17 protein-coding genes are annotated in these 20147 nt (G+C 44.6%); 10 read left to right on the plus strand and 7 right to left on the minus strand.

Translation table 11 applies throughout. From position 1 onward, the window contains the following. Positions 1-41 precede the first annotated feature (41 nt). From hutU to DPF91_RS08975, 3 genes are all read left to right on the plus strand, one after another. Positions 42-1730 carry a urocanate hydratase gene (gene hutU, locus DPF91_RS08965; RefSeq protein WP_117234067.1) on the plus strand — a complete coding sequence of 563 codons (1689 nt, stop codon included), beginning with the start codon at positions 42-44 and terminating at the stop codon, positions 1728-1730. A 12-nt stretch (positions 1731-1742) separates the two neighbouring features. Beyond that, positions 1743-3275 carry a histidine ammonia-lyase gene (hutH, locus tag DPF91_RS08970; protein ID WP_117234068.1) on the plus strand — a complete coding sequence of 511 codons (1533 nt, stop codon included), beginning with the start codon at positions 1743-1745 and terminating at the stop codon, positions 3273-3275. 275 nt (positions 3276-3550) lie between these two features. After that, positions 3551-4279 (plus strand): HAD-IIB family hydrolase, encoded by a 729-nt coding sequence (locus tag DPF91_RS08975; protein WP_117234069.1) that lies wholly within the window; start codon positions 3551-3553, stop codon positions 4277-4279. 21 nt (positions 4280-4300) lie between these two features. Here the strand turns inward: DPF91_RS08975 and DPF91_RS08980 are convergent, their stop codons facing one another. Beyond that, positions 4301-5350, minus strand: a complete 1050-nt coding sequence (locus DPF91_RS08980; RefSeq protein ID WP_117234070.1) for a cysteine synthase A — start codon at positions 5348-5350, stop codon at positions 4301-4303. A gap of 152 nt (positions 5351-5502) precedes the next feature. Here DPF91_RS08980 and DPF91_RS08985 point away from each other — a divergent pair, with 152 nt between their 5' ends. Further along, positions 5503-5718 (plus strand): acetyltransferase, encoded by a 216-nt coding sequence (locus DPF91_RS08985; protein ID WP_117234071.1) that lies wholly within the window; start codon positions 5503-5505, stop codon positions 5716-5718. Positions 5719-5806: 88 nt separating this feature from the next. On the opposite strand, the gene DPF91_RS08990 is transcribed toward DPF91_RS08985, so the two are convergent. Beyond that, positions 5807-7000 (minus strand): acetate/propionate family kinase, encoded by a 1194-nt coding sequence (locus DPF91_RS08990; protein ID WP_117234072.1) that lies wholly within the window; start codon positions 6998-7000, stop codon positions 5807-5809. A 293-nt stretch (positions 7001-7293) separates the two neighbouring features. Beyond that, positions 7294-9240, minus strand: coding sequence for a DEAD/DEAH box helicase (locus DPF91_RS08995; RefSeq protein ID WP_117234073.1), 1947 nt, complete (start codon positions 9238-9240; stop codon positions 7294-7296). 352 nt (positions 9241-9592) lie between these two features. On the opposite strand from DPF91_RS08995, the gene rnb reads away from it, so the two are divergent. Both rnb and DPF91_RS09005 read left to right on the plus strand, forming a co-directional pair. Next, a complete protein-coding gene (gene rnb, locus DPF91_RS09000; RefSeq protein ID WP_117234074.1) occupies positions 9593-11587 on the plus strand; it encodes an exoribonuclease II in 1995 nt (664 codons plus the stop codon). Between the two features lie 55 nt (positions 11588-11642). Beyond that, a complete protein-coding gene (locus DPF91_RS09005) occupies positions 11643-12458 on the plus strand; it encodes a helix-turn-helix domain-containing protein (RefSeq protein WP_117234075.1) in 816 nt (271 codons plus the stop codon). A gap of 29 nt (positions 12459-12487) precedes the next feature. Here the strand turns inward: DPF91_RS09005 and DPF91_RS09010 are convergent, their stop codons facing one another. Next, the gene (locus DPF91_RS09010) at positions 12488-12853 is read right to left on the minus strand and encodes a DUF3024 domain-containing protein (protein WP_117234076.1); all 366 of its coding nucleotides are present in this window, start codon (positions 12851-12853) and stop codon (positions 12488-12490) included. A gap of 207 nt (positions 12854-13060) precedes the next feature. Here DPF91_RS09010 and DPF91_RS09015 point away from each other — a divergent pair, with 207 nt between their 5' ends. Beyond that, a complete protein-coding gene (locus DPF91_RS09015) occupies positions 13061-13879 on the plus strand; it encodes a phosphate ABC transporter substrate-binding protein (RefSeq protein ID WP_117234077.1) in 819 nt (272 codons plus the stop codon). Positions 13880-13950: 71 nt separating this feature from the next. Here the strand turns inward: DPF91_RS09015 and DPF91_RS09020 are convergent, their stop codons facing one another. The 3 genes from DPF91_RS09020 to DPF91_RS09030 form a co-directional block, all read right to left on the minus strand. Continuing rightward, entirely contained in the window at positions 13951-14625 is a 675-nt protein-coding gene (locus DPF91_RS09020; RefSeq protein WP_117234078.1) for a MaoC family dehydratase, read from the minus strand. A 202-nt stretch (positions 14626-14827) separates the two neighbouring features. Further along, complete coding sequence (locus tag DPF91_RS09025) at positions 14828-15487, minus strand: HAD-IA family hydrolase (protein ID WP_117234079.1); 660 nt, start codon at positions 15485-15487, stop codon at positions 14828-14830. A gap of 141 nt (positions 15488-15628) precedes the next feature. Continuing rightward, on the minus strand, positions 15629-16111 hold the full coding sequence (locus DPF91_RS09030) for a flavodoxin (protein ID WP_117234080.1): 483 nt from the start codon (positions 16109-16111) through the stop codon (positions 15629-15631). Between the two features lie 150 nt (positions 16112-16261). Between DPF91_RS09030 and DPF91_RS09035 the strand changes: the two genes are divergently transcribed. From DPF91_RS09035 to DPF91_RS09045, 3 genes are all read left to right on the plus strand, one after another. After that, positions 16262-16732, plus strand: coding sequence for a CreA family protein (locus tag DPF91_RS09035; RefSeq protein WP_117234081.1), 471 nt, complete (start codon positions 16262-16264; stop codon positions 16730-16732). Positions 16733-16886: 154 nt separating this feature from the next. After that, positions 16887-18191, plus strand: coding sequence for an inosine/guanosine kinase (locus DPF91_RS09040; RefSeq protein ID WP_117234082.1), 1305 nt, complete (start codon positions 16887-16889; stop codon positions 18189-18191). A gap of 184 nt (positions 18192-18375) precedes the next feature. Next, complete coding sequence (locus DPF91_RS09045) at positions 18376-20094, plus strand: formate--tetrahydrofolate ligase (RefSeq protein ID WP_117234083.1); 1719 nt, start codon at positions 18376-18378, stop codon at positions 20092-20094. Positions 20095-20147: the final 53 nt, after the last annotated feature.

Genomic DNA, 20147 nt, shown 5'->3' on the forward strand with positions numbered 1-20147 from the left:
CATAAAAACCATAATAATGCGCCTACACAAAAGGAACTGACATGAATCATCACAACCCCCAACATGACTCACGTACAGACACAGAAAGAACCATAAGAGCCCCAAGGGGGGCTGAGATATCAGCTAAATCGTGGCTAACAGAAGCACCTCTACGTATGCTGATGAACAACCTCGATCCAGACGTTGCGGAGCATCCTCACTCTCTTGTGGTTTATGGTGGCATTGGCCGCGCAGCTCGTAACTGGCAATGCTTTGATAAGATCGTCGAAGTTCTAAAACGTTTGGAAGATGATGAAACTCTCCTTGTTCAATCAGGTAAACCAGTTGGCGTATTTCCGACTCACAAAAACGCGCCTCGTGTTCTAATCGCAAACTCAAATCTCGTGCCTCACTGGGCGAACTGGGAACATTTCAATGAGCTAGATAAGCAAGGTTTGATGATGTATGGCCAAATGACCGCCGGAAGTTGGATCTACATCGGCTCTCAAGGCATCGTTCAAGGGACTTATGAGACGTTTGTATCCGTTGCAAAAAAGCATTTTAGAGGGAGTACCAATGGTCGATGGATCTTAACAGGAGGGCTTGGTGGTATGGGTGGCGCACAACCACTTGCAGCTACGATGGCCGGTTTTTCTATGCTCGCTGTGGAATGTGACGAGTCAAGAATCGACTACCGTTTACGCACAGGATATGTCGACAAAAAAGCGACTACGCTTGATGAGGCACTGTCTTTAATCCAAGACTCGCAAGAACCCGTTTCTGTTGGCCTTCACGGTAACGCTGCAGATATCTTCCCACAACTGGTTGAGCGTGGTATCACTCCCGATGTCGTTACGGATCAAACCTCAGCACACGATCCTCTAAATGGCTACCTTCCACTAGGGTGGACACTCGAGTACGCAAGCGAGCAGCGAAAAATCGATGAAGCGAAGGTTGTCAATTCGGCGAAGGAGTCGATGGCAGTTCAAGTTAAAGCAATGCTGGAGCTACAAAAACGCGGGGCTGCAACACTCGATTACGGCAACAATATTCGACAAATGGCGCTTGAGAAAGGCGTAGAGAACGCATTTGATTTCCCGGGTTTTGTGCCTGCTTACATTCGCCCGCTATTTTGTGAAGGCATTGGACCATTTCGCTGGGCGGCACTATCTGGTGACCCTGAAGACATCTACAAAACAGATCAAAAAGTAAAAGAATTAATCCCAGATAACCCCCACCTACATAATTGGTTGGATATGGCTCGCGAACGGATTCAGTTCCAAGGGCTGCCAGCACGTATCTGTTGGGTTGGTTTAAAAGACAGAGAGCGCCTAGGGCAAGCTTTTAACGAGATGGTAAAAAATGGCGAACTCAAAGCGCCCGTTGTTATTGGGCGAGATCATTTAGACTCTGGTTCAGTCGCGAGTCCGAATCGTGAAACCGAAGGCATGATCGATGGTTCGGACGCTGTCTCAGATTGGCCACTGTTGAATGCTATGCTCAATACTGCTGGTGGTGCGACATGGGTGTCGTTACATCATGGCGGCGGCGTAGGTATGGGCTTTTCGCAACATTCCGGAATGGTCATTTGTTGTGATGGTAGTGATGATGCCTCTAAACGAATCGCTCGTGTGCTTCACAATGACCCTGCAACGGGTGTGATGCGTCATGCAGACGCCGGCTATGATATTGCCAAGCGGTGTGCACAAGAACAAAAAATAGATTTACCCATGCTCAACAATGATAAGTAAAGGATACGCGGTATGTTGAACTTAGTATTAGATCCTGGCCACCTGAACTTACGCCAGTTGAGGAGTATTAGCCGCAGCCCTATTATGCTATCACTCGACCCCAGCTCTCATGACGCAATTAACGAAAGCACCCAAATCGTCAACCAAGTCATTGAAGAAGGTAGAACCGTTTATGGTATTAATACAGGTTTTGGCCTGTTAGCGAACACAAAAATTGAGCCAGAAGACCTAGAAACGTTACAACGTAGTATTGTGCTTTCTCACGCAGCTGGCATTGGCAAGCTGATGTCTGACGAAACTGTTCGCCTAATGATGGTTCTTAAAATCAATAGCTTATCCCGTGGTTACTCTGGGATTCGTCTCGAAGTCATTCAAGCTTTGATTGAGTTAGTTAACTGTCAAATCTACCCATGCGTACCAGAAAAAGGATCGGTTGGAGCCTCTGGAGATCTCGCTCCACTGGCACACATGAGTACCGTTTTACTTGGTGAAGGGCACGCTCGTCATAACGGCAAAATCATCTCAGGATTAGAAGCATTAAAGGTCGCAGGGCTGTCTCCTATCACACTAGCACCAAAAGAAGGCTTGGCATTACTAAACGGCACTCAAGCATCCACAGCACTGGCGTTAGAAGGGCTATTCTATGCTGAGGATCTATTCGCCTCTGCGATCACCTGCGGTGCAATGTCGGTGGAAGCGGCCCTTGGCAGTCGCAAACCGTTTGACCCACGCGTGCATCGCGTCCGTGGCCATCGAGGACAGATGGACGCCGCACTTGCGTACAGACATTTATTAGGACAACAAAGCGAAATCGGCGACTCGCACTCATGCTGTGAAAAGGTTCAAGACCCCTATTCATTGCGCTGCCAGCCTCAAGTAATGGGAGCATGCTTACAGCAAATCCGAAACGCCGCCGATATCCTACAAATTGAGAGCAACTCGGTCTCGGATAACCCACTGGTCTTTGCTGACGATGGGGACATCATCTCTGGCGGTAACTTCCACGCAGAGCCTGTCGCAATGGCAGCCGACAACCTAGCGCTTGGTATAGCTGAGATAGGCAGCTTGTCAGAAAGGCGTATGGCGTTGCTCATTGACAGCGCTCTCAGTAAGTTGCCCCCATTTTTGGTCGATAATGGAGGTGTTAACTCTGGATTCATGATAGCGCAAGTCACATCGGCTGCACTCGCCAGTGAGAACAAGACCCTAGCTCACCCAGCATCAGTCGACAGCTTACCTACCTCAGCTAACCAAGAAGACCATGTCTCAATGGCGACATTTGCAGGAAGAAGACTGAATGAAATGGCAGCAAACACTCGTGGCATCCTCGCTGTTGAGTATTTATCTGCTGCACAGGGTCTAGATTTCAGAGCACCTAACCTTTCTTCTCCTTCTATCGAGCATGCCAAATCGATACTTCGTGAACAGGTCTCTTTTTATGATAAAGACCGATACTTTGCCCCCGATATTGAGAAAGCCAACAACTTGCTCAAGCTGGCAGTCCACAATGAACTTATGCCAGAAAAGCTATTACCGAGTATCTAGCCGTTATTCATAGTTATAGTTAACACGCCGCCCATAATCTCTATTTGGCGGCTTCTTGGCATCAAAAGAAAGAACCTACAACCTATAACCTATAACCTATAACCTACTTTATTCATAAAAGTGAATAGATAGTCTAAAGTTAGGGATATCACCCCGAGGATTTTCTATCCATCCCGCATAAAAATACACATTCCCAAATAGCCACAACGACTAGATCACAGAATGTAGTCGTCTGAACAAGCTACTATTTAACAGCATAATCAAAAGGAATTAACATGATCAAAATGCTAGTGTGTGACTTCGATGGAACAATTAGTGGCGGTAGTTCGTCAGGTATAGACAAGCTCAACCACTATGTAACGCGTCAATCACCCTTGAATTTCATTGTGGCAACAGGAAGAACCCTTTCATCTATCCGAGACGGACTTTCTGGTGACAACTTTCCCACACCGATAAGCATTGTGAGTGATGTTGGCACACGCATTCATCATGCTGAGAACAACCAATCCGATTCTCATTGGTCGAAACACGTCGAGCGTAACTGGCAACCTGAGCAAGTACAGGAAGCGATTCGGTCACTCCCATTTCTTGGTAAGCAGTCTAATCAGCATCAGAGTCGATACAAGATCACAATCGAAGGACAATTAGACTTTGCAGAATATCAGGAACTAAAAGCTGTACTAGAAACAGCAAAGATCAAGGTTGATCTCACCTATTCACACAACTGGTTTCTGGATATCACTCCAAAAGGGGTTTGTAAGGCTTCCGCAATTCGTTTTCTCATGAACAAGCACAACATAAAAGCAGAAGAAGTATGTGTTGCCGGTGACTCAGCTAACGATTCGACAATGTTGACGATGGAGGGTATTAACGGGATCTTGGTAGCGAATCATTACCCTGAAGTTGCACACCTTTCTGATTCTAAGAGTATATACACCAGTAAAGCGACACACGCCGAAGGTGTGCTTGAAGGGTTAATCCATTGGCAACAATTGAGGGCCTAAACTCCCTCAACGAGGCAGTATTCAAACATTGACGACCTTACTATCATCTTCTGCCTGATAGCGAGCCCATAACTCCATGAGACTTTCTTTACTCAACTCTATCTCTTTTTCCTTTAGGAACTCTTCGTTGTAGAGTTTCGAATACGAACGCTCAGCAAGGTCACAACAGAAAGTAACGATGGTTTTGCCTTTGCCCATTCTGGCAGCGGCATAAAATGCACCCGCGACATTCAATGCAGAGCTACTACCAAGTAAAATACCGTCTTGGTCGGCCACGAGTCTCGATATCGTTACCAAGTCTTGATCGGGCAGTGTTATTGCATGATTGATCTTCGCTTGTCTGAAGTTATCAACGGTTCGCATGATGCCAATGCCTTCAGTAAATGAACTACCCGAGGATTTGTATTCTCCGTTTTTTAAGAACGAGTAGATGCCGGATCCATGAGGATCAATCAACCAAGTCTTAAAATCTGGATTTTTCTCAGATAGATAATGTGAGTTCCCTGCAATTGTCCCGCCAGTCCCAACTGCACAAACCAACGCATCAATTTGGCCTTTGGTTTGTTCCCAGATCTCAGGCCCAGTATTAAGGTAATGTGCGCGATAGTTGCTCAAGTTCTCAAACTGATCTGCCCACCAATAGTCTTCGTGCTCTGCGCCAATACGCTTTGCGGTGTGGTAAAAATGCTCAGGGTTTGCGAAAGGACAAGGGTCAACCAGAAGCAGGTCTGCACCATGAAGCGCGATCATCCGTTCTTTTTCTTTGGCCTGCCCCTTTGGCATAACGACTAACATTTTATAACCTAGCGCTTTAGCCACCAACGCTAGGCCAATGCCTGTGTTCCCTGCTGTTCCTTCAACAATAGTCATTCCTGGTTTGAGTTTTCCCGCCTCTATCGCGTCAGTGACGAGTTGAAGAGCAGCCCTATCTTTGATCGAACCTCCTGGGTTCTGATGCTCGCACTTGAGGAGAATTTCACATCCAGAAATATCGGATAGGCTATTGATCCGCACAAGATCCGTGTTGCCTATCAATTCACTGACATTACTTGCAATCGATGCTATGGGCATAACAACTCCGCTTAATTATTGATTTTATGATAGATAGCCTTAAGCGTAGCTCTGCGTAACCCTGAGTCAAGCTCAGTAAAAGTCGTTATCCCTCTCATATCAGAAATAACAATTATAATTAACAGTGTTCACATCTATTAAGGGCAGGACAAATGTTTTTGAAAGAGAGAAAGAGCGGCGACTTAGTCGACGTGGTTGAAACGACTAGTTTAACAAACCTGTATCACGATTGTGTCGAAGGACGACTCCAAGCCGGTGAAGAGCAGCAAGACCCTCAATTATTCAAGAAGTCTGAATTAGTGTTTATGTCTGGTGAAGAACTACCACGCTGTTGGACAGATCCAGACTATCGGTCGAGAACTAAATAGACTTTGAGAGTGCTTTGATAACAATGACTTCGAAAATGAAAAAAGCGAGCACTAGGCTCGCTTTTCAATTTGGGATTGTTGCTATCTACTATAGCAATTCAACAGATTGTTTTGCGATTACAAACTCTTCGTTTGTTGGGATAACCATAGCAACTGCGTTTAGGATGTCAGACTTAGCAATAATGCCAGAGTTACCGAAGCGTGCATCTTCGTTGCCTTTTTCATCTTCAACAAAACCAAGAAGATTTAGGTTCTTCAGGATTTCACGACGGATTGGTAGAGAGTTCTCACCAATACCACCAGTGAAGATAACTGCGTCTAGGCTGTTTAGTGGAATCATGTAAGAACCAATGTATTTCGCTACGCGGTAGGTAAATACTTCAAATGCTAGCTTCGCACCTTCGTGACCATTTTCCATCGCTTCTAGGATGCCACGTGCGTCAGAAGTTAGGCCAGATACACCTAGGAAACCAGACTTTTTGTTTAGCGTGTCGAAGATCTTTTCTGTTGTCCAACCTTTCTTAATTAGGAACTCGATAACGCCCGGGTCAAGGTCACCAGAACGCGTTCCCATCATTAGACCCGCTAGCGGAGTGAAACCCATTGAAGTATCAACAGATTCGCCGTTGCTGATAGCACATACAGATGCGCCGTTACCTAAGTGAACAGAAATGAAGCTAGATTCTTCAACTGGTTTGTTTAGCATCTTCGCAGCTTCACGGCTTACGAAGTAGTGGCTAGTACCGTGGAAACCGTAACGACGGATGCCGTACTCACTGTATAGCTCGTTTGCGATACCACCGGTGAACGCTTTTTCAGGCATAGTTTGGTGGAAAGCGGTGTCGAATACAGCGAACTGTGGTAGAGATGGGAAAGCTTCAATTGCAGCGCGGATACCAATTGCACCTGCTGGGTTATGAAGAGGTGCAAGGTCAGACAGTTTTTCAATCTCTTCGGTTACTTCATCAGTAATGCGAACTGTCTTAGTAAATTTCTCACCACCGTGAACGATACGGTGACCAACAGCAACTATTTTATCTGCTAGACCAAGTTCGCTTGTCAAGCCAACCAGTTTACCGATTGCGATTTTATGGTGGCTACCCTCACCTTCAATTGCGATCTCTGTTTTTTCGCCATTAAATTTCCAGCTCATGCATGACTCTGGAAGTCCAAAACATTCACCTAAACCAGTGAGAACTGCATCACCAGAGTGAGAGTCGATAACGGCAAACTTAAGAGATGAGCTACCTGAGTTGATAACAAGTACGAACGAGTCAGACATGATAAGTGTTTCCTGCAAAAAGAGTGTTAGCGTAGAGCTTAATTATTGAATATGTTTTAGTTCTGAGGCCATTATTCAATAATTTTTTAAACATTCAACTTTTATTGATACCACTTTAGGGTAAGAGCATCATTTTATTGATCAACCTCAAAAACTGATTTAATTCGATCTTAAAATTAAAAAATAGTTGAATGAAACCAACCCAATTATAGCGTTCAAACGCAAAAAAGCCGAGCAAATCGCTCGGCTTTCAAATTTATTTGAATACAAAGTATTAATGAACGTAAACGTTATTAACCTTCGTTACGGTTACCACGGCCGTGACCGCGTTCACCACGGTAGTTACCACGGTGATCACCACCACGGTTGCGATCGAAACGACGCTCACCACCTTCACGGTTGCCATCGCGGTTACCATCACGGTTGCCACGGTAACCACCGCCATCACGACCACCACGGCCACCTTCACGGTTGCCACGGTAACCACCACCATCACGACCACCACGGCCACCTTCACGGTTGCCACGGTAACCACCGCCATCACGACGACCGCCACCGTTACCACCATTACGAGGAGCACGGAAGTCATCAAAGTCACACACTACTGCACCCACTTCTTTTTGACGGATACGTAGTTTGCTCAGTTTACCAGCAGTTTCAGAGTTCATTGCTTTTGGAAGCTGAACATAAGTCTCGCCGCGGTCTAGTTTGATAGCACCGATAGAACCTTTAGTTAGACCAAGTTCGTTAGCTAGTGCACCAACGATATCTTTAACTTGAACGCCTTGCTCGCGACCAACTTGTAGTTGGTAAGTATCCCAATCTTGGTTGTTGCCGTAACCACGACCGCCATCGCGACCACCTTCACGGCGCTCTTTACGACGTTTCTTATCGCGCTCGATCGCTTCGATCATTGGGTCTGGACCTTTGTAGAACAGAGGACGCTTACCTTGTTGACGCTTAAGAAGCATTGCAGCTAGCGTTGTTGCATCTAGCTCTAGAGTTTCTTGAAGCTTCTCGATTAGCTCTGCGAATGATTCTAGTGCTACGTGCTCTTTCTCTGCCTCTAGCTCAGCGCCAAGCTTAGCTAGACGAGCTTCTGCCACTTTGTCACGTAGAGGAAGTTGGATTTCTTCCATAGAAGACTTAGTAACACGCTCGATAGTGCGAAGCATACGGATTTGGTTAGTGCGAACTAGAAGGATCGCTTTACCTTTACGTCCAGCACGGCCAGTACGACCGATACGGTGGATGTATGACTCAACATCGAATGGGATGTCGTAGTTGAATACGTGTGTAATACGTGGAACATCAAGACCACGAGCAACAACGTCTGTTGCAACTAGGATGTCGATAACACCTTTTTTGATGTGATCAACAGTACGCTCACGTAGAGACTGAGGAATGTCACCGTGAAGTGCCGCAGCTTTAAAACCGCGAGCAGATAGCCAATCAGCTAGGCGCTCAGTATCTTGACGAGTACGTACGAATACGATTGATGCGTCAGTTTCTTCAGTTTCAAGAAGACGAGACATTGCTTCGTCCTTCTCAACACCTTTAACTACCCAAAACTGCTGCTCTACTTTATCAACTGTGTGGTTTTTACCAGCAACGTCGATGTACTCTGGCTCACGCAGGAAGCGTTCAACAATGTTCTTAAGCATTGGAGGCATAGTTGCAGAGAATAGTACACGTTGTGCTGTTTCTGGAGCGTGCTCCATGATTTCCGTTACGTCGTCAACGAAACCCATGTTTAGCATCTCATCCGCTTCATCAAGAACGAATGTATGTACTTCATCTAGGTGTAGACGGTCACGGTTGATAAGGTCTTGAACACGACCAGGAGTACCAACAACGATATGAGCACCTGATTTAAGTGCACGCATTTGATCAACGATAGATGCACCACCGTAGATTTCTAGTACTTTAAGGCCTTGAACGTTTTGACCTAGGTTCTTGATTTCAGCCGCAACTTGAATCGCTAGCTCACGAGTAGGAGCAAGAACGATCGCTTGTGGCTTACGCTGACCAAGGTCAAGTTTGTTTAGTAGAGGTAGAGAAAATGCTGCTGTTTTACCAGTACCTGTTTGCGCTTTACCTAGCGCATCTTTACCTTCTAAAAGGTGAGGGATTGCTGCTGCCTGGATAGGAGTTGGAGATACGAAGCCCATTCCGTCAAGTGCTGAAAGAATTGAGTCGTTAAGTGCTAATTCACTGAATTGAATTACAGAATCTGTCATTGGGATCCCACTAAGATTAATAAACAAAAGGTCCCACGAGCTCTACCAATTCCAATACCAATCCAAGTTAAGAGCTGAATCCATTCAGATGCGGATAAGTGTTAAAACGCATCAAGCCGCTAGGGACGACTAAGGGAGGCGGATTATTCCTTAAATGCATAAAAAAAGCCAGAAAAAATTGAAACACATCACAATTTTTCTCAAATATTAGGAAAACGGACATCAAACAGTCATATTTTGTTCACATCGCCGCCAACAATTTGGGGCAAAGCTAAGTAAACCATCAGTTTCACTAGAAAACCCCTACCGCAATCATTATAGTGTGCGCATCTTAATGACGAAATGTGTGACTATGTTCCAAGACAACCCGCTTCTTGCTCAGCTTAAGCAACAAATTCAAGAAACACTGCCTAAAAAAGAAGGTACGATTAAAGCCACTGAAAAAGGCTTCGGCTTTTTAGAAGTTGACAGCAAAACCAGCTTCTTTATCCCGCCACCATATATGAAGAAATGTATGCATGGTGACAAAGTCATGGCGATCATCCGTACTGAGAAAGAAAAAGAAGTTGCAGAGCCAGAAGAGCTACTTGAGCAAGGTGTGACACGTTTTATCGGACGCGTAAAGCTATTTAAAGGTCGTCTAAACGTAGTACCAGACCATCCGCAACTAAAAAAGCTTCAATTAAAAGCCAAAGCGAAGAAAGGCCTTGATGCTAAATCTTTTAACGAAGGTGACTGGGTTGTTGGTCAGGTTATTCGACACCCATTGAAAGGCGATGATGGCTTCTTCGTAGAGATCACCTCAAAAATCACAGACGCAGATGACAAGATTGCTCCTTGGTGGGTAACGCTCGCGCAAAACGACCTACCAAACAGCGAGCCAGCTGGTATCGATAACTGGCAGATCAATGACGATGCCGATCTCACTCGTGTTGACATGACCGATGTACCTTTCGTGACTATCGATGGTGAATCAACCAAAGATATGGACGATGCATTGTATGCGAAGAAACTCGAGTCTGGTGAATTCGAACTGACTATTGCGATTGCCGACCCAACGGCTTACATCTCACCGGAAGATGAGATGGACCAAGTAGCGCGTGAACGCGGATTCACGATCTACCTGCCTGGTCGTAACATACCTATGCTACCTCGCGATCTTGCCGACGACCTTTGTTCTCTGAAAGAAGACGAAGTGCGCCCTGCTCTTTGCTGTAAAGTGACAGTAGCGGCTGACGGCACTATCGGTGAGAACATCGAGTTCTTCGCTGCAACGATGAAGTCACATGCGCGACTTGCCTATGACAAGGTGTCAGATTGGTTAGAGACCCCAGAAACAGCTGAATGGGAACCGACTGAAGCTATCGCGCCTATCGTAAAAGATCTGTATGACTTTTCTCGTGCTCGCGCAACATGGCGTGAAACAAATGCAGTTGTATTCCCAGACCGCCCTGATTACCGCTTTGAACTGAGCGAAGACAACGATGTTGTCGCAATCCATGCAGATATGCGCCGCACCGCTAACCGACTTGTCGAAGAAGCGATGATCACGGCGAACATCTGTGCTGGCCGTATCCTTAAGTCTTCTGAATCACTTGGTGTCTACAATACACACGCTGGCTTCAAAACAGAGAAGATAAAAGATGTGATCGAGCTAGTTAACCCAGAGGGCGAACTACCATTCACACAAGAAAGCATCGCGACTCTAGAAGGTTTCGCTGAACTCCGTCGTTGGTTAGGCCATCAAGAGACAAGTTACCTAGATAACCGTATTCGTAAGTACCAGACTTACAGTGAAATGGGTAACGAAGCCCTGCCTCACTACGCAATGGGTCTAGACATCTACGCGACTTGGACCTCACCAATTCGTAAATACGGCGACATGATCAATCACCGTCTACTGAAATCACACATTCTTGGTAAAGAAAGTGTCCAAGTAGCCGATGAAGCGGTAGGTGAAGAGCTTGCTTTACATCGTAAGCACCACAAAATTGCAGAGCGCAATGTTGGTGACTGGCTATACGCTCGTACACTTGCTGAAGAGCCGTCTAAAGGTACTATCTTCAATGGTGAGATCTTCGATATCAACCGTGCGGGTATGCGTGTGAGACTGATCGAAAATGGCGCTGCAGCATTCATCCCAGGTTCGCTAATTCTTGATAATAAAGAAAGAATCGAATGTAATAGTGACCTTGGTACTGTTTCTATCGACAAAGAGATGGTATACCAACTAGGTGATACGCTAGAAATCATTCTATCTGACGTGAATGTTGACACTAGAAGCATCGTAGCAAAACCAAAAGAAGTGTTTGCCGACAAACCTAGTGAAAAAACCACTGCAGAATAAGCAATGTTAAGGCGTCCTAGGACGCCTTTTTTGTTCCCCAATTCTTGGAATTTTTATGCCTATAGTAGAAACACATCTCTATACCCACTTTTATGAACGCAAGCGCGACCGCTACCCTGCATCTCGCAACGGCATTTATTACATTGAAAGTGGAGCGATGTCGTTTACTCTGCAAAATGGACAACGCGGATTTCTAAAAGCGGGAGATTTCACACTCTATAGTTCAGGCGCTGTCTTCGATATCAAGACCCATGAAGAATATGGACCGTTTAAAGCCCACGCAGTGGTGCTAGATCTATCCATTTTTCAAGAGTTTCGTAACAGTTTTGATAACTCAGTGCTTCCATACGAACCCGAAGAGTTCTATACCTTTCAACTTGGTAACAACCAACCAAGTCACTTACTAACAACCTTATTAGAATTCACCAAGTCTGTACAAACCAATGAGTTCACACTCAAGCATGTTGCCCTTTCTCTTTTGGGTTGTATGGTTCACGAACACCCTTCTCTGTACAAGATCATTGCTTCAGCTTCTCAACTCACCGTCACTCAGAAGGTCATTCATCTCATTGAAAGGAACATAGAGGATGAGATCACGCTAGAGTCGATGTCTAAGCGTGTTGGCATGTCGACCGCAACGTTAAAACGCAAGTTAGCTTCTGAGGGGCTTTCATTCTCTTCATTACTGAAGATTAAGCGTATTACACACGCAACTAACCAACTGAGATCAACAGAGAAAAGCATTACCCAAATTGCTTACGAGTCTGGCTTTAAGAGCGCCGCACACTTCAGTACAGCGTTTAAGGGCGTACAAGGGATGACGCCGAAAGAGTTCAGATTGAAAATCTCACAAGAATCGAATCGAGTGTAAAGGATACAAACCATATTTAATACCTTCGTTTATGCGCTCCAAAAACTCTCTTGCGGATCTTTTTCGAGCTCATGAAGAACAATAGACAGCTCATCACTGGTAGGTAGGAAAGGATACGTTACCCAAACGACTTTCTCTGAGTTGTCTAAAGACTGAGGCATGTAAATTCGCCATCGGTTTAACTCAGCCACCCAAGTCACTTTGGCTACCGGGCTGACATAATCAACGTGCATCGAGTCACAGAGGTAATGAGCCTTAGAGAACATCACACCATCTGATAGCGTGTCAAATTGCGCCTTTCCTAACTCAGCCGGTAAATTAGCATTTCGACTCTCGCACAATGCTTCAGATTGCCTCGTAAGCCGAATTCGCACTATTTCAGGGAGTAGATCCATAATCGTTTCCTAAAGCTAGTATGCCTTGAGTATAACAGTTATCACGCTTGATACTGTGACTGACTTAGTAGAGGTGATTAAGTAAAGATAAACTATAAACGTGAGTCATAGCTTTCAGTAATCTCTTGTAACACAGGCGTTCACATTTCTGTCATCTTAACGAAATATGATACCAATCGAATTCACTAATAAAACTTGGAGTATCACATGTTTAGAGTTGCACTGGCCTCTCTCCTTTCTGTCTGCTTTCTGAGTCCGGTACATGCCGAACAAGTTACCATTTCTGGTTCTACATCGGTTGCTCGAGTCATGGATGTAATTGCAGAGCGATACAATACCGACCACAAAGATACCTATATCGCGGTACAAAGCATCGGCTCTACTGCTGGTATTACGCTGCTTGAAAAAGGGGTATCTGATATCGCAATGAGTTCACGCTTTTTGACAGATAGAGAGCAGAACGAATCACTGACCGTTACTCCTATTGCTTATGATGGTCTTGCAGTCGTGGTTAACCGTATCAACAACACACAAAACCTATCACGCGAACAACTCTATAAAATCTATAAAGGTGAGATTACGAACTGGAAAGAAGTGGGCGGAGATGATCGCCAAATCGCAGTGGTGACTCGCGAGGCTTCTTCTGGTACTCGCTACAGTTTCGAAAGCTTATTGGGATTAACTAAGATCGTGAACAACCGCGTTGTATCTGATATCAACACAGATAATTTGGTGGTGAACAGCAACAGCATGGTAAAAACCATTGTTAACCATAACCCACATGCCGTCGGTTACATCTCTGTTGGATCAGTAGACAGTTCAGTGAAAGCAGTCAACTTTGAAGGTGTAAGTCCTTCAAACAAAAAAATTGCAGAAGAGAAGTATCAACTGGCTCGTCCTTTTATGATTCTGTATAAAACAGAAGAGATTGAGCAAGATGCAAAAGAGTTTATTGATTACATGAAGAGCGACGAGGCAAAGCTCATCATCGAAGAGTACGGCTACACACCTATCAAGCGCAAATAGTCACTGACCATAATGCAAAAATAAAACAGGGAGCCATCGGCTCCCTGTTTTATTTTAAATCGATTAACTAATTAAAAGTGCAATTGAATCACAGAGACCGCAACACACCCCGGGCGACGAACACCTTCAATCTCAACACGGATCTCTTGCTCAATCTCAATGCCCTTTTTGATTGGGGTTGCTTTAAGCAATGTTGTTTTTGCGCGTACGTTGCTACCCGATTTTACTGGGTATGGAAAACGCACTTGGTTCAGACCAAGATTAACGGTCATTTTTGCCGTTGGGTACTGAGGTTTCTCAGGGTCGACAGAGTCTGTTAGACGTGGCAACAAGGCTAATGTTAAGAAACCATGGGCAATAGTCGTCTTGAATGGCGATTCTTCTCCAGCTCGCTCAGGATTAGTGTGGATCCATTGCATGTCACCTGTTACAGAACCAAATTGATTGATCATCTCTTGGTCTACATGGACAAAGTCACCTGTGTGAATAACTTCACCAACTTGTGTTTCAAGATAGTCATACAGCTCTTGCGCTGCAGGCTTCATAACGATCGGTGCTTCGACTGGTTGCTCTTCATTAACCGCTGGCTTCGCGTGATCACGAACCCAAGTTAAAAGCGGGTTTGAATGTGCTTTATTGACCGCTTCATTCAAATATTCACGTAGCGACGGAGAAACCCACTGCATCACTTCAGTGTTAAGTTTCAAAGACTCGCGATGATGTTTAAATAAGCTAGCAACTTTCATATTTGCCCCTGCAATAACTTCTATAAATTGGTCATTAATCCGCTAATTTTGAACGACTTCACATAAAGGAGCAAATACTTTCGAGCGCACAACTGTAATCTTAAATAAAAATAACCTTAAGAAACATATAGATATAAATAAAACAGTGTATTATTTTTCTTATACAACCCGAACAATAACTCTAATTCTCGGGCTGTATTACTCATGCTACGGCTTCTATGCGGGTTTTAATTTGACTGATCTCGTCAATAACAGGAATATCGAGATCATCCACTTCAGAGCCTAAATTTTGCGTCTTATAAAGTAATGTCTCGACTCCGGCATTAACTCCCGCTAGCGCTCCCTTTGGGGTGTCATCAATATAGAGACATTCATTGACTGAAAAGCCCATATTCATCATCGCAAGATGTATCAAATCGGGTTCAGGCTTCCAGCTATTAGCGTCAAATGCTGAATAGATCTTCCCTTCAAAACGTTCCACCAGATCGGTCAGTTGCAGTGATAAACGAATTTTTTCGGTTGGCGCGTTAGATGCAACACAATATGCGATACCTTGGGTATCAAGGTAGTCCAAAACAGTTTCAATACCTTGAGTTGGTTGCAGATGAAGTTCAAATAAACGTTTGGTTTCAGCTCGATACTTCGGCTCTAGTTCATCAAGAGAAATGTCCAACTCAAGTTGGTCGAGGGTATGAGATAGGATGTCGGCCAGTTTTCCCCCTTGAAAATACTTCATGTACTCTTCAGCGGGTAACTCGCGACCGAACTCGGTAAACACATTGGCAAGTGCCTGACAACAGAGCCTTTCACTGTCAACCAGGGTGCCATCACAATCGAAAATGACGCATTTAATCTTTGACATAGTAAGCTCCTGACTTTCAACTTATAGCTTCGATGCTACTGAAAATCCCAAGAGCTCTGCTATGAGCCAGTTAACAGAATTGTAATCTCTAAAACATTTCGACAATATTTAGGAATAAGGTCACGTTCTGTAGAGACAATATTATGCTTCTACCCAAATATGAGTCACCGGTTCTGCGTATACCTTATTCACCATCGCCACAACATCTTGCTGTAAAAGATCAGATTGAGTGATGATTAAGTCGCCGATCAAAAGCGAATGTTCTATTTTAGTTAGCGTAAACGCGCTCACCAACCCACTTCCATCACCAACGATATATAGCTCAACAACATCATCTAGAATTATCTGCGACAAAAATTCTAGAACGAGTGCTCGTTCTTCACCTTTCCAGCGAGAGGCTTGAAGGTCTGCAAACATCACCGTCAAGCGATGAAAATCCACTTTATGAAGGTCGAAACCGACAATGTCTTCATTAGATACTTCAACTGGTTCTATAGAGCACTGCTTTGAGTATTCTTGATAAAGGGAACGTCCAAGAAGGCTTTCTTTGGTTGGGTAAGGTACATCAACATGAGAAGATAGCCATTGATTTTTAGCTTCAACGAGTTGGTTACTGATAGACATTTTTCGTTCTCTCGTCTTAATTTGATGACAGGGTAACATCGTGGCTTACAACATACAGCGAAATTTTAGCCTTTCATTGCTTTTAGTGATTGTTTTATCGAGATTTACTGACAATAATCAGATTCATTGATTGTTCAAAAGGAAATTATCATGAAAAAGCTGCTTTTAGCGCTCGGTATTTCTAGCTTACTCTTGGGCTGTTCTGATAACGAAGTCGGTGACGTTTCACTCGGCCTATTCACATTAAAAGATATTAAGATCTCTCACCTCGATGATGAAAAAGTGCCAGGTGTAACCTGTCACATTGCATCTATTGAGGCTGATTTCTCCCTAGCAGACCCAAGCGACAGCTCCATTTCATGTCGACAGACTGGCGACATAACACCAGAGATGATCGCTAAAATCGATAAAAGTGCATCGGGTGAAGTTGTATTCAAGCAGTCGAAAAGTATTTTCTTTAAAACCATGAAGGTTCGCCGAATCTACGACTCAGAGAATCAAACTCTTCTTTATCTCTCTTACACCACCAAAGAGACTGAAGGCAGTTTTAAACATAGCTTGTCTACCGTTCCATTATGGGGAACCAAAGCCTACGTCGAACCGACTATGGACACGAAATAATCATTTAAGGGCGTTCATCAGAGCGCCCTTATTTTTGTTTTTTACGCAAACGATACCCTTAGATAAAAAGCACATCTCTGTGTAATTTTTATGAAACTTGGCGTCGAGTTTTGTGATATATTCGACACAATTTTTTCAGTTGACTCAAATCCCTATGAAATTTCCAGGCCAACGTAAATCAAAACACTACTTTCCGATTCATGACCGTGAAACGTTATTGAGTAAAGTACAGCCAACGCCAAAGTTCCACCGCCCTATTATTGTGGGCGTCGGTCAAACGATCGTCGATATCGAAGCGCGTGTGGATGACTCTTTCTTAGAGAAGTATGAGTTGAGCAAAGGACACTCATTGGTTGTCGAAGAATCAGTGGCAGAAGCTCTTTATCAGGAGTTGGTCGATAAACAACTGATAACCCACCAGCACCCTGGTGACACAATCGGCAATACACTCCACAACTACTCCGTGCTTGCGGATAGTAAATCAGTCTTACTAGGCGTAATGTCGAAAAATATTGAGGTTGGTTCGTACGGTTATCGTTACCTTTGCCGCACCTCATCACGAGTTAACTTGAATCATCTTCAAACCGTGGATGGTCCTATTGGTCGCTGTTACACATTGATCACGCCGGATGGTGAACGTACGTTCGCGATCAATGAAGGTCATATGAACCAACTTGAACCAACAAGCATCCCAGAGCAGGTCTTCGAAAAGAGTGCGGCGCTTGTTGTGTCTTCTTACTTAATGCGTGGCAAGCCTGAAGACCCAATGCCAAAAGCGGTTCAACGCGCTATTGAGCTGGCGAAGAAACATGACGTGCCCGTCGTTCTTACACTAGGAACAAAATACGTCATTGAAGGTAATGCAGAGTGGTGGAAAAACTACCTCAAAGAAAACGTCACAGTTGTAGCAATGAACGAGGAAGAAGGTGAGGCGTTAACAGGTGAATCCGATCCACTTACTGCTGCCAACATCGCTCTTGAGTGGGTTGATATGGTGCTATGTACCGCAGGCCCTGAAGGCCTGTACATGGCAGGCTTCTGTGATAATAACGAATTGCGTGAAACCACTCATCCCCTTCTTACCAGCTCAATCGAAGAGTTTAACCGTTTTGAGTTTAGCCGATCGATGAGAAAAGCTGACTGTACTGATCCAGTGAAAGTATACTCTCACATCGGTCCTTATCTTGGTGGTCCACTAGAGATCAAGAACACCAATGGTGCAGGAGATGGCGCACTTTCTGCTGTCCTTCACGATATGGCATCAAACCTGTTCCATAAGAACAACGTACCTAATTCAGACAAACACGCTGCAAGTTGCCTGACGTATTCTTCACTTTCTCAGATTTGTAAGTATGCAAACCGTGTAAGCTACGAGGTGCTCACTCAGCACTCACCACGTTTATCACGTGCTTTACCTGAACGTGAAGACTCGCTGGAAGAAGCATACTGGGATCGTTAATCGAAACTCAAACATAAAAATCGTGCTAGAGGCTGAAGTTTTCAGCCTCTTTTTTGTTTATAGTCAATTAAATCGTCAGATGGGAGTTAAAGTCTCTTCAACACTCTTTACAAAGTAATTTTGGCCAGTATCATGCCGACGCAAACGTTTACGTCACTATCATTCGCTTCTTTTAAGGTGTTTTATGCTCTCTGATATTGAAATTTGTCAATCAGCTTCACTGTCCCCAATTTCAGATATTGCTCGCTCAATGGGTTTGCATGAATCTGAGATTTGCACTTATGGACAATCTAAAGCAAAAGTATCTCTGAACAGCCTAGAACGCCTGAAAGAAAAATCCGCAGGTAAACTCGTACTCGTTACCGCCATTACCCCTACTCCATTTGGTGAAGGCAAAACAGTGACGACAATTGGTCTTGCTCAAGGTTTAAAGAAACTGGAGCAATCTGTCGCCGCTTGTATCCGTCAACCTTCTATGGGACCGGTATTCGGTGTTAAAGGTGGCGCAGCTGGTGGCGGATACAGCCAAGTGGCGCCAATGGATGAACTCAACCTTCACCTTACTGGAGATATCCACTCAGTATCTGCAGCACATAACCTTGCTTCTGCAGCCATCGATGCTCGCATCTTCCATGAACAAAAAAATGGTTATGAAGCGTTCGAAGAAAAGACGGAACTGAAGGCGCTGAAGATCGATCCAAACAATGTGGTTTGGAAGCGAGTGGTAGACCATAACGATCGTGCATTGCGCATGGTAACGGTTGGCATTAACCAACCAGGCAAAACCGTTAATGGCTTCGAGCGTGAAGACGGTTTTGACATATCTGCGGCATCGGAACTTATGGCAATCCTTGCATTAGCCAGCGATCTACAAGACTTGAGAAAACGTATCGGTCGAATCGTCGTAGCGTATAATCTTGATGGGCAGCCAGTAACAACCGAAGATCTGCAAGTCGCAGGTGCGATGGCAGTCTGTCTAAAAGACGCAATTGAACCAACATTAATGCAAACATTAGAAGGCGTTCCGACACTCGTTCATGCTGGCCCATTTGCGAACATCGCTCACGGCAACTCTTCTATCATAGCCGACAATATCGCAACCAAACTGTCCGATTACACAGTCACTGAAGGCGGGTTTGGTTCAGACATGGGTTTTGAAAAAGCCTGTAATATCAAAGCGCAAACTTCAGGGACATCACCGGATTGTGCCGTGATTGTGGCGACAGTCAAAGCTCTGAAAGCGAACGCAGCGTCAGGAGACCGCGCACTATCTGACATAGAGCTTCTAACTCTTGGTTTCGAAAACCTAAAATGGCACATCAATAACGTTAAGAAATATGGCGTACCAGCCGTTGTTGCCATTAACCAGTTCCCACAGGATACCGATGAAGAGTTAGAGCTTCTAAACCAATTGGTAAAAACCGCCTTCCCAGACACCGATATTGCAATCAGCCAAGCATTCGCTAAAGGCGGTGAAGGTACGATCGAGCTTGCAAAGAAAGTGATTCATGCTTGTGAGCGTCCTACCGACTTCCACCCTCTATACAAGCTAGAACAAGGCTTAGAAGAGAAACTGATGGCGGTAACTGAAGTCGGTTATGGTGCTGCAAACATCGAGTTGTCAGAACTTGCGAAACAGCAATTAGAAAAGTTCTCTACTCTAGGATACAACAAACTTGCGGTTTGCCTGGCTAAAACACCGATGTCTATCTCATCGGATCCATCATTAAAAGGAGCGCCAGCCGGGTTTACTGTACCAGTTAGAGAACTAAAGCTTTGTGCGGGTGCGGGTTTCATATACGCGCTTTGTGGCAACGTAATGACAATGCCGGGATTACCAGAAAAACCTGCATTCATGAACTTAGATATTGATGAGAGTGGAAACATCGTTGGTCTAAGCTAGCTGCAAATTTTTGATAACGAAAAACATAAAACCCGACAGTGTTGTATTGTCGG

This window comes from Vibrio maerlii, from assembly GCF_003415655.1.
Taxonomy (GTDB): Bacteria; Pseudomonadota; Gammaproteobacteria; order Enterobacterales; family Vibrionaceae; genus Vibrio; species Vibrio maerlii.

Bases quoted from the DNA above. Each gene is read 5' to 3' on its own strand.
- DPF91_RS09045 (WP_117234083.1), top strand. From the start codon at position 18,376: ATGCTCTCTGATATTGAAATTTGTCAATCAGCTTCACTGTCCCCAATT.
- DPF91_RS09030 (WP_117234080.1), bottom strand. From the start codon at position 16,111: ATGTCTATCAGTAACCAACTCGTTGAAGCTAAAAATCAATGGCTATCT.
- DPF91_RS09025 (WP_117234079.1), bottom strand. From the start codon at position 15,487: ATGTCAAAGATTAAATGCGTCATTTTCGATTGTGATGGCACCCTGGTT.
- DPF91_RS09015 (WP_117234077.1), top strand. From the start codon at position 13,061: ATGTTTAGAGTTGCACTGGCCTCTCTCCTTTCTGTCTGCTTTCTGAGT.
- hutH (WP_117234068.1), top strand. From the start codon at position 1,743: ATGTTGAACTTAGTATTAGATCCTGGCCACCTGAACTTACGCCAGTTG.
- DPF91_RS08995 (WP_117234073.1), bottom strand. From the start codon at position 9,240: ATGACAGATTCTGTAATTCAATTCAGTGAATTAGCACTTAACGACTCA.
- DPF91_RS09040 (WP_117234082.1), top strand. From the start codon at position 16,887: ATGAAATTTCCAGGCCAACGTAAATCAAAACACTACTTTCCGATTCAT.
- DPF91_RS08985 (WP_117234071.1), top strand. From the start codon at position 5,503: ATGTTTTTGAAAGAGAGAAAGAGCGGCGACTTAGTCGACGTGGTTGAA.
- DPF91_RS09010 (WP_117234076.1), bottom strand. From the start codon at position 12,853: ATGGATCTACTCCCTGAAATAGTGCGAATTCGGCTTACGAGGCAATCT.
- rnb (WP_117234074.1), top strand. From the start codon at position 9,593: ATGTTCCAAGACAACCCGCTTCTTGCTCAGCTTAAGCAACAAATTCAA.
- DPF91_RS09035 (WP_117234081.1), top strand. From the start codon at position 16,262: ATGAAAAAGCTGCTTTTAGCGCTCGGTATTTCTAGCTTACTCTTGGGC.
- DPF91_RS08975 (WP_117234069.1), top strand. From the start codon at position 3,551: ATGATCAAAATGCTAGTGTGTGACTTCGATGGAACAATTAGTGGCGGT.
- hutU (WP_117234067.1), top strand. From the start codon at position 42: ATGAATCATCACAACCCCCAACATGACTCACGTACAGACACAGAAAGA.
- DPF91_RS08990 (WP_117234072.1), bottom strand. From the start codon at position 7,000: ATGTCTGACTCGTTCGTACTTGTTATCAACTCAGGTAGCTCATCTCTT.
- DPF91_RS09020 (WP_117234078.1), bottom strand. From the start codon at position 14,625: ATGAAAGTTGCTAGCTTATTTAAACATCATCGCGAGTCTTTGAAACTT.
- DPF91_RS08980 (WP_117234070.1), bottom strand. From the start codon at position 5,350: ATGCCCATAGCATCGATTGCAAGTAATGTCAGTGAATTGATAGGCAAC.
- DPF91_RS09005 (WP_117234075.1), top strand. From the start codon at position 11,643: ATGCCTATAGTAGAAACACATCTCTATACCCACTTTTATGAACGCAAG.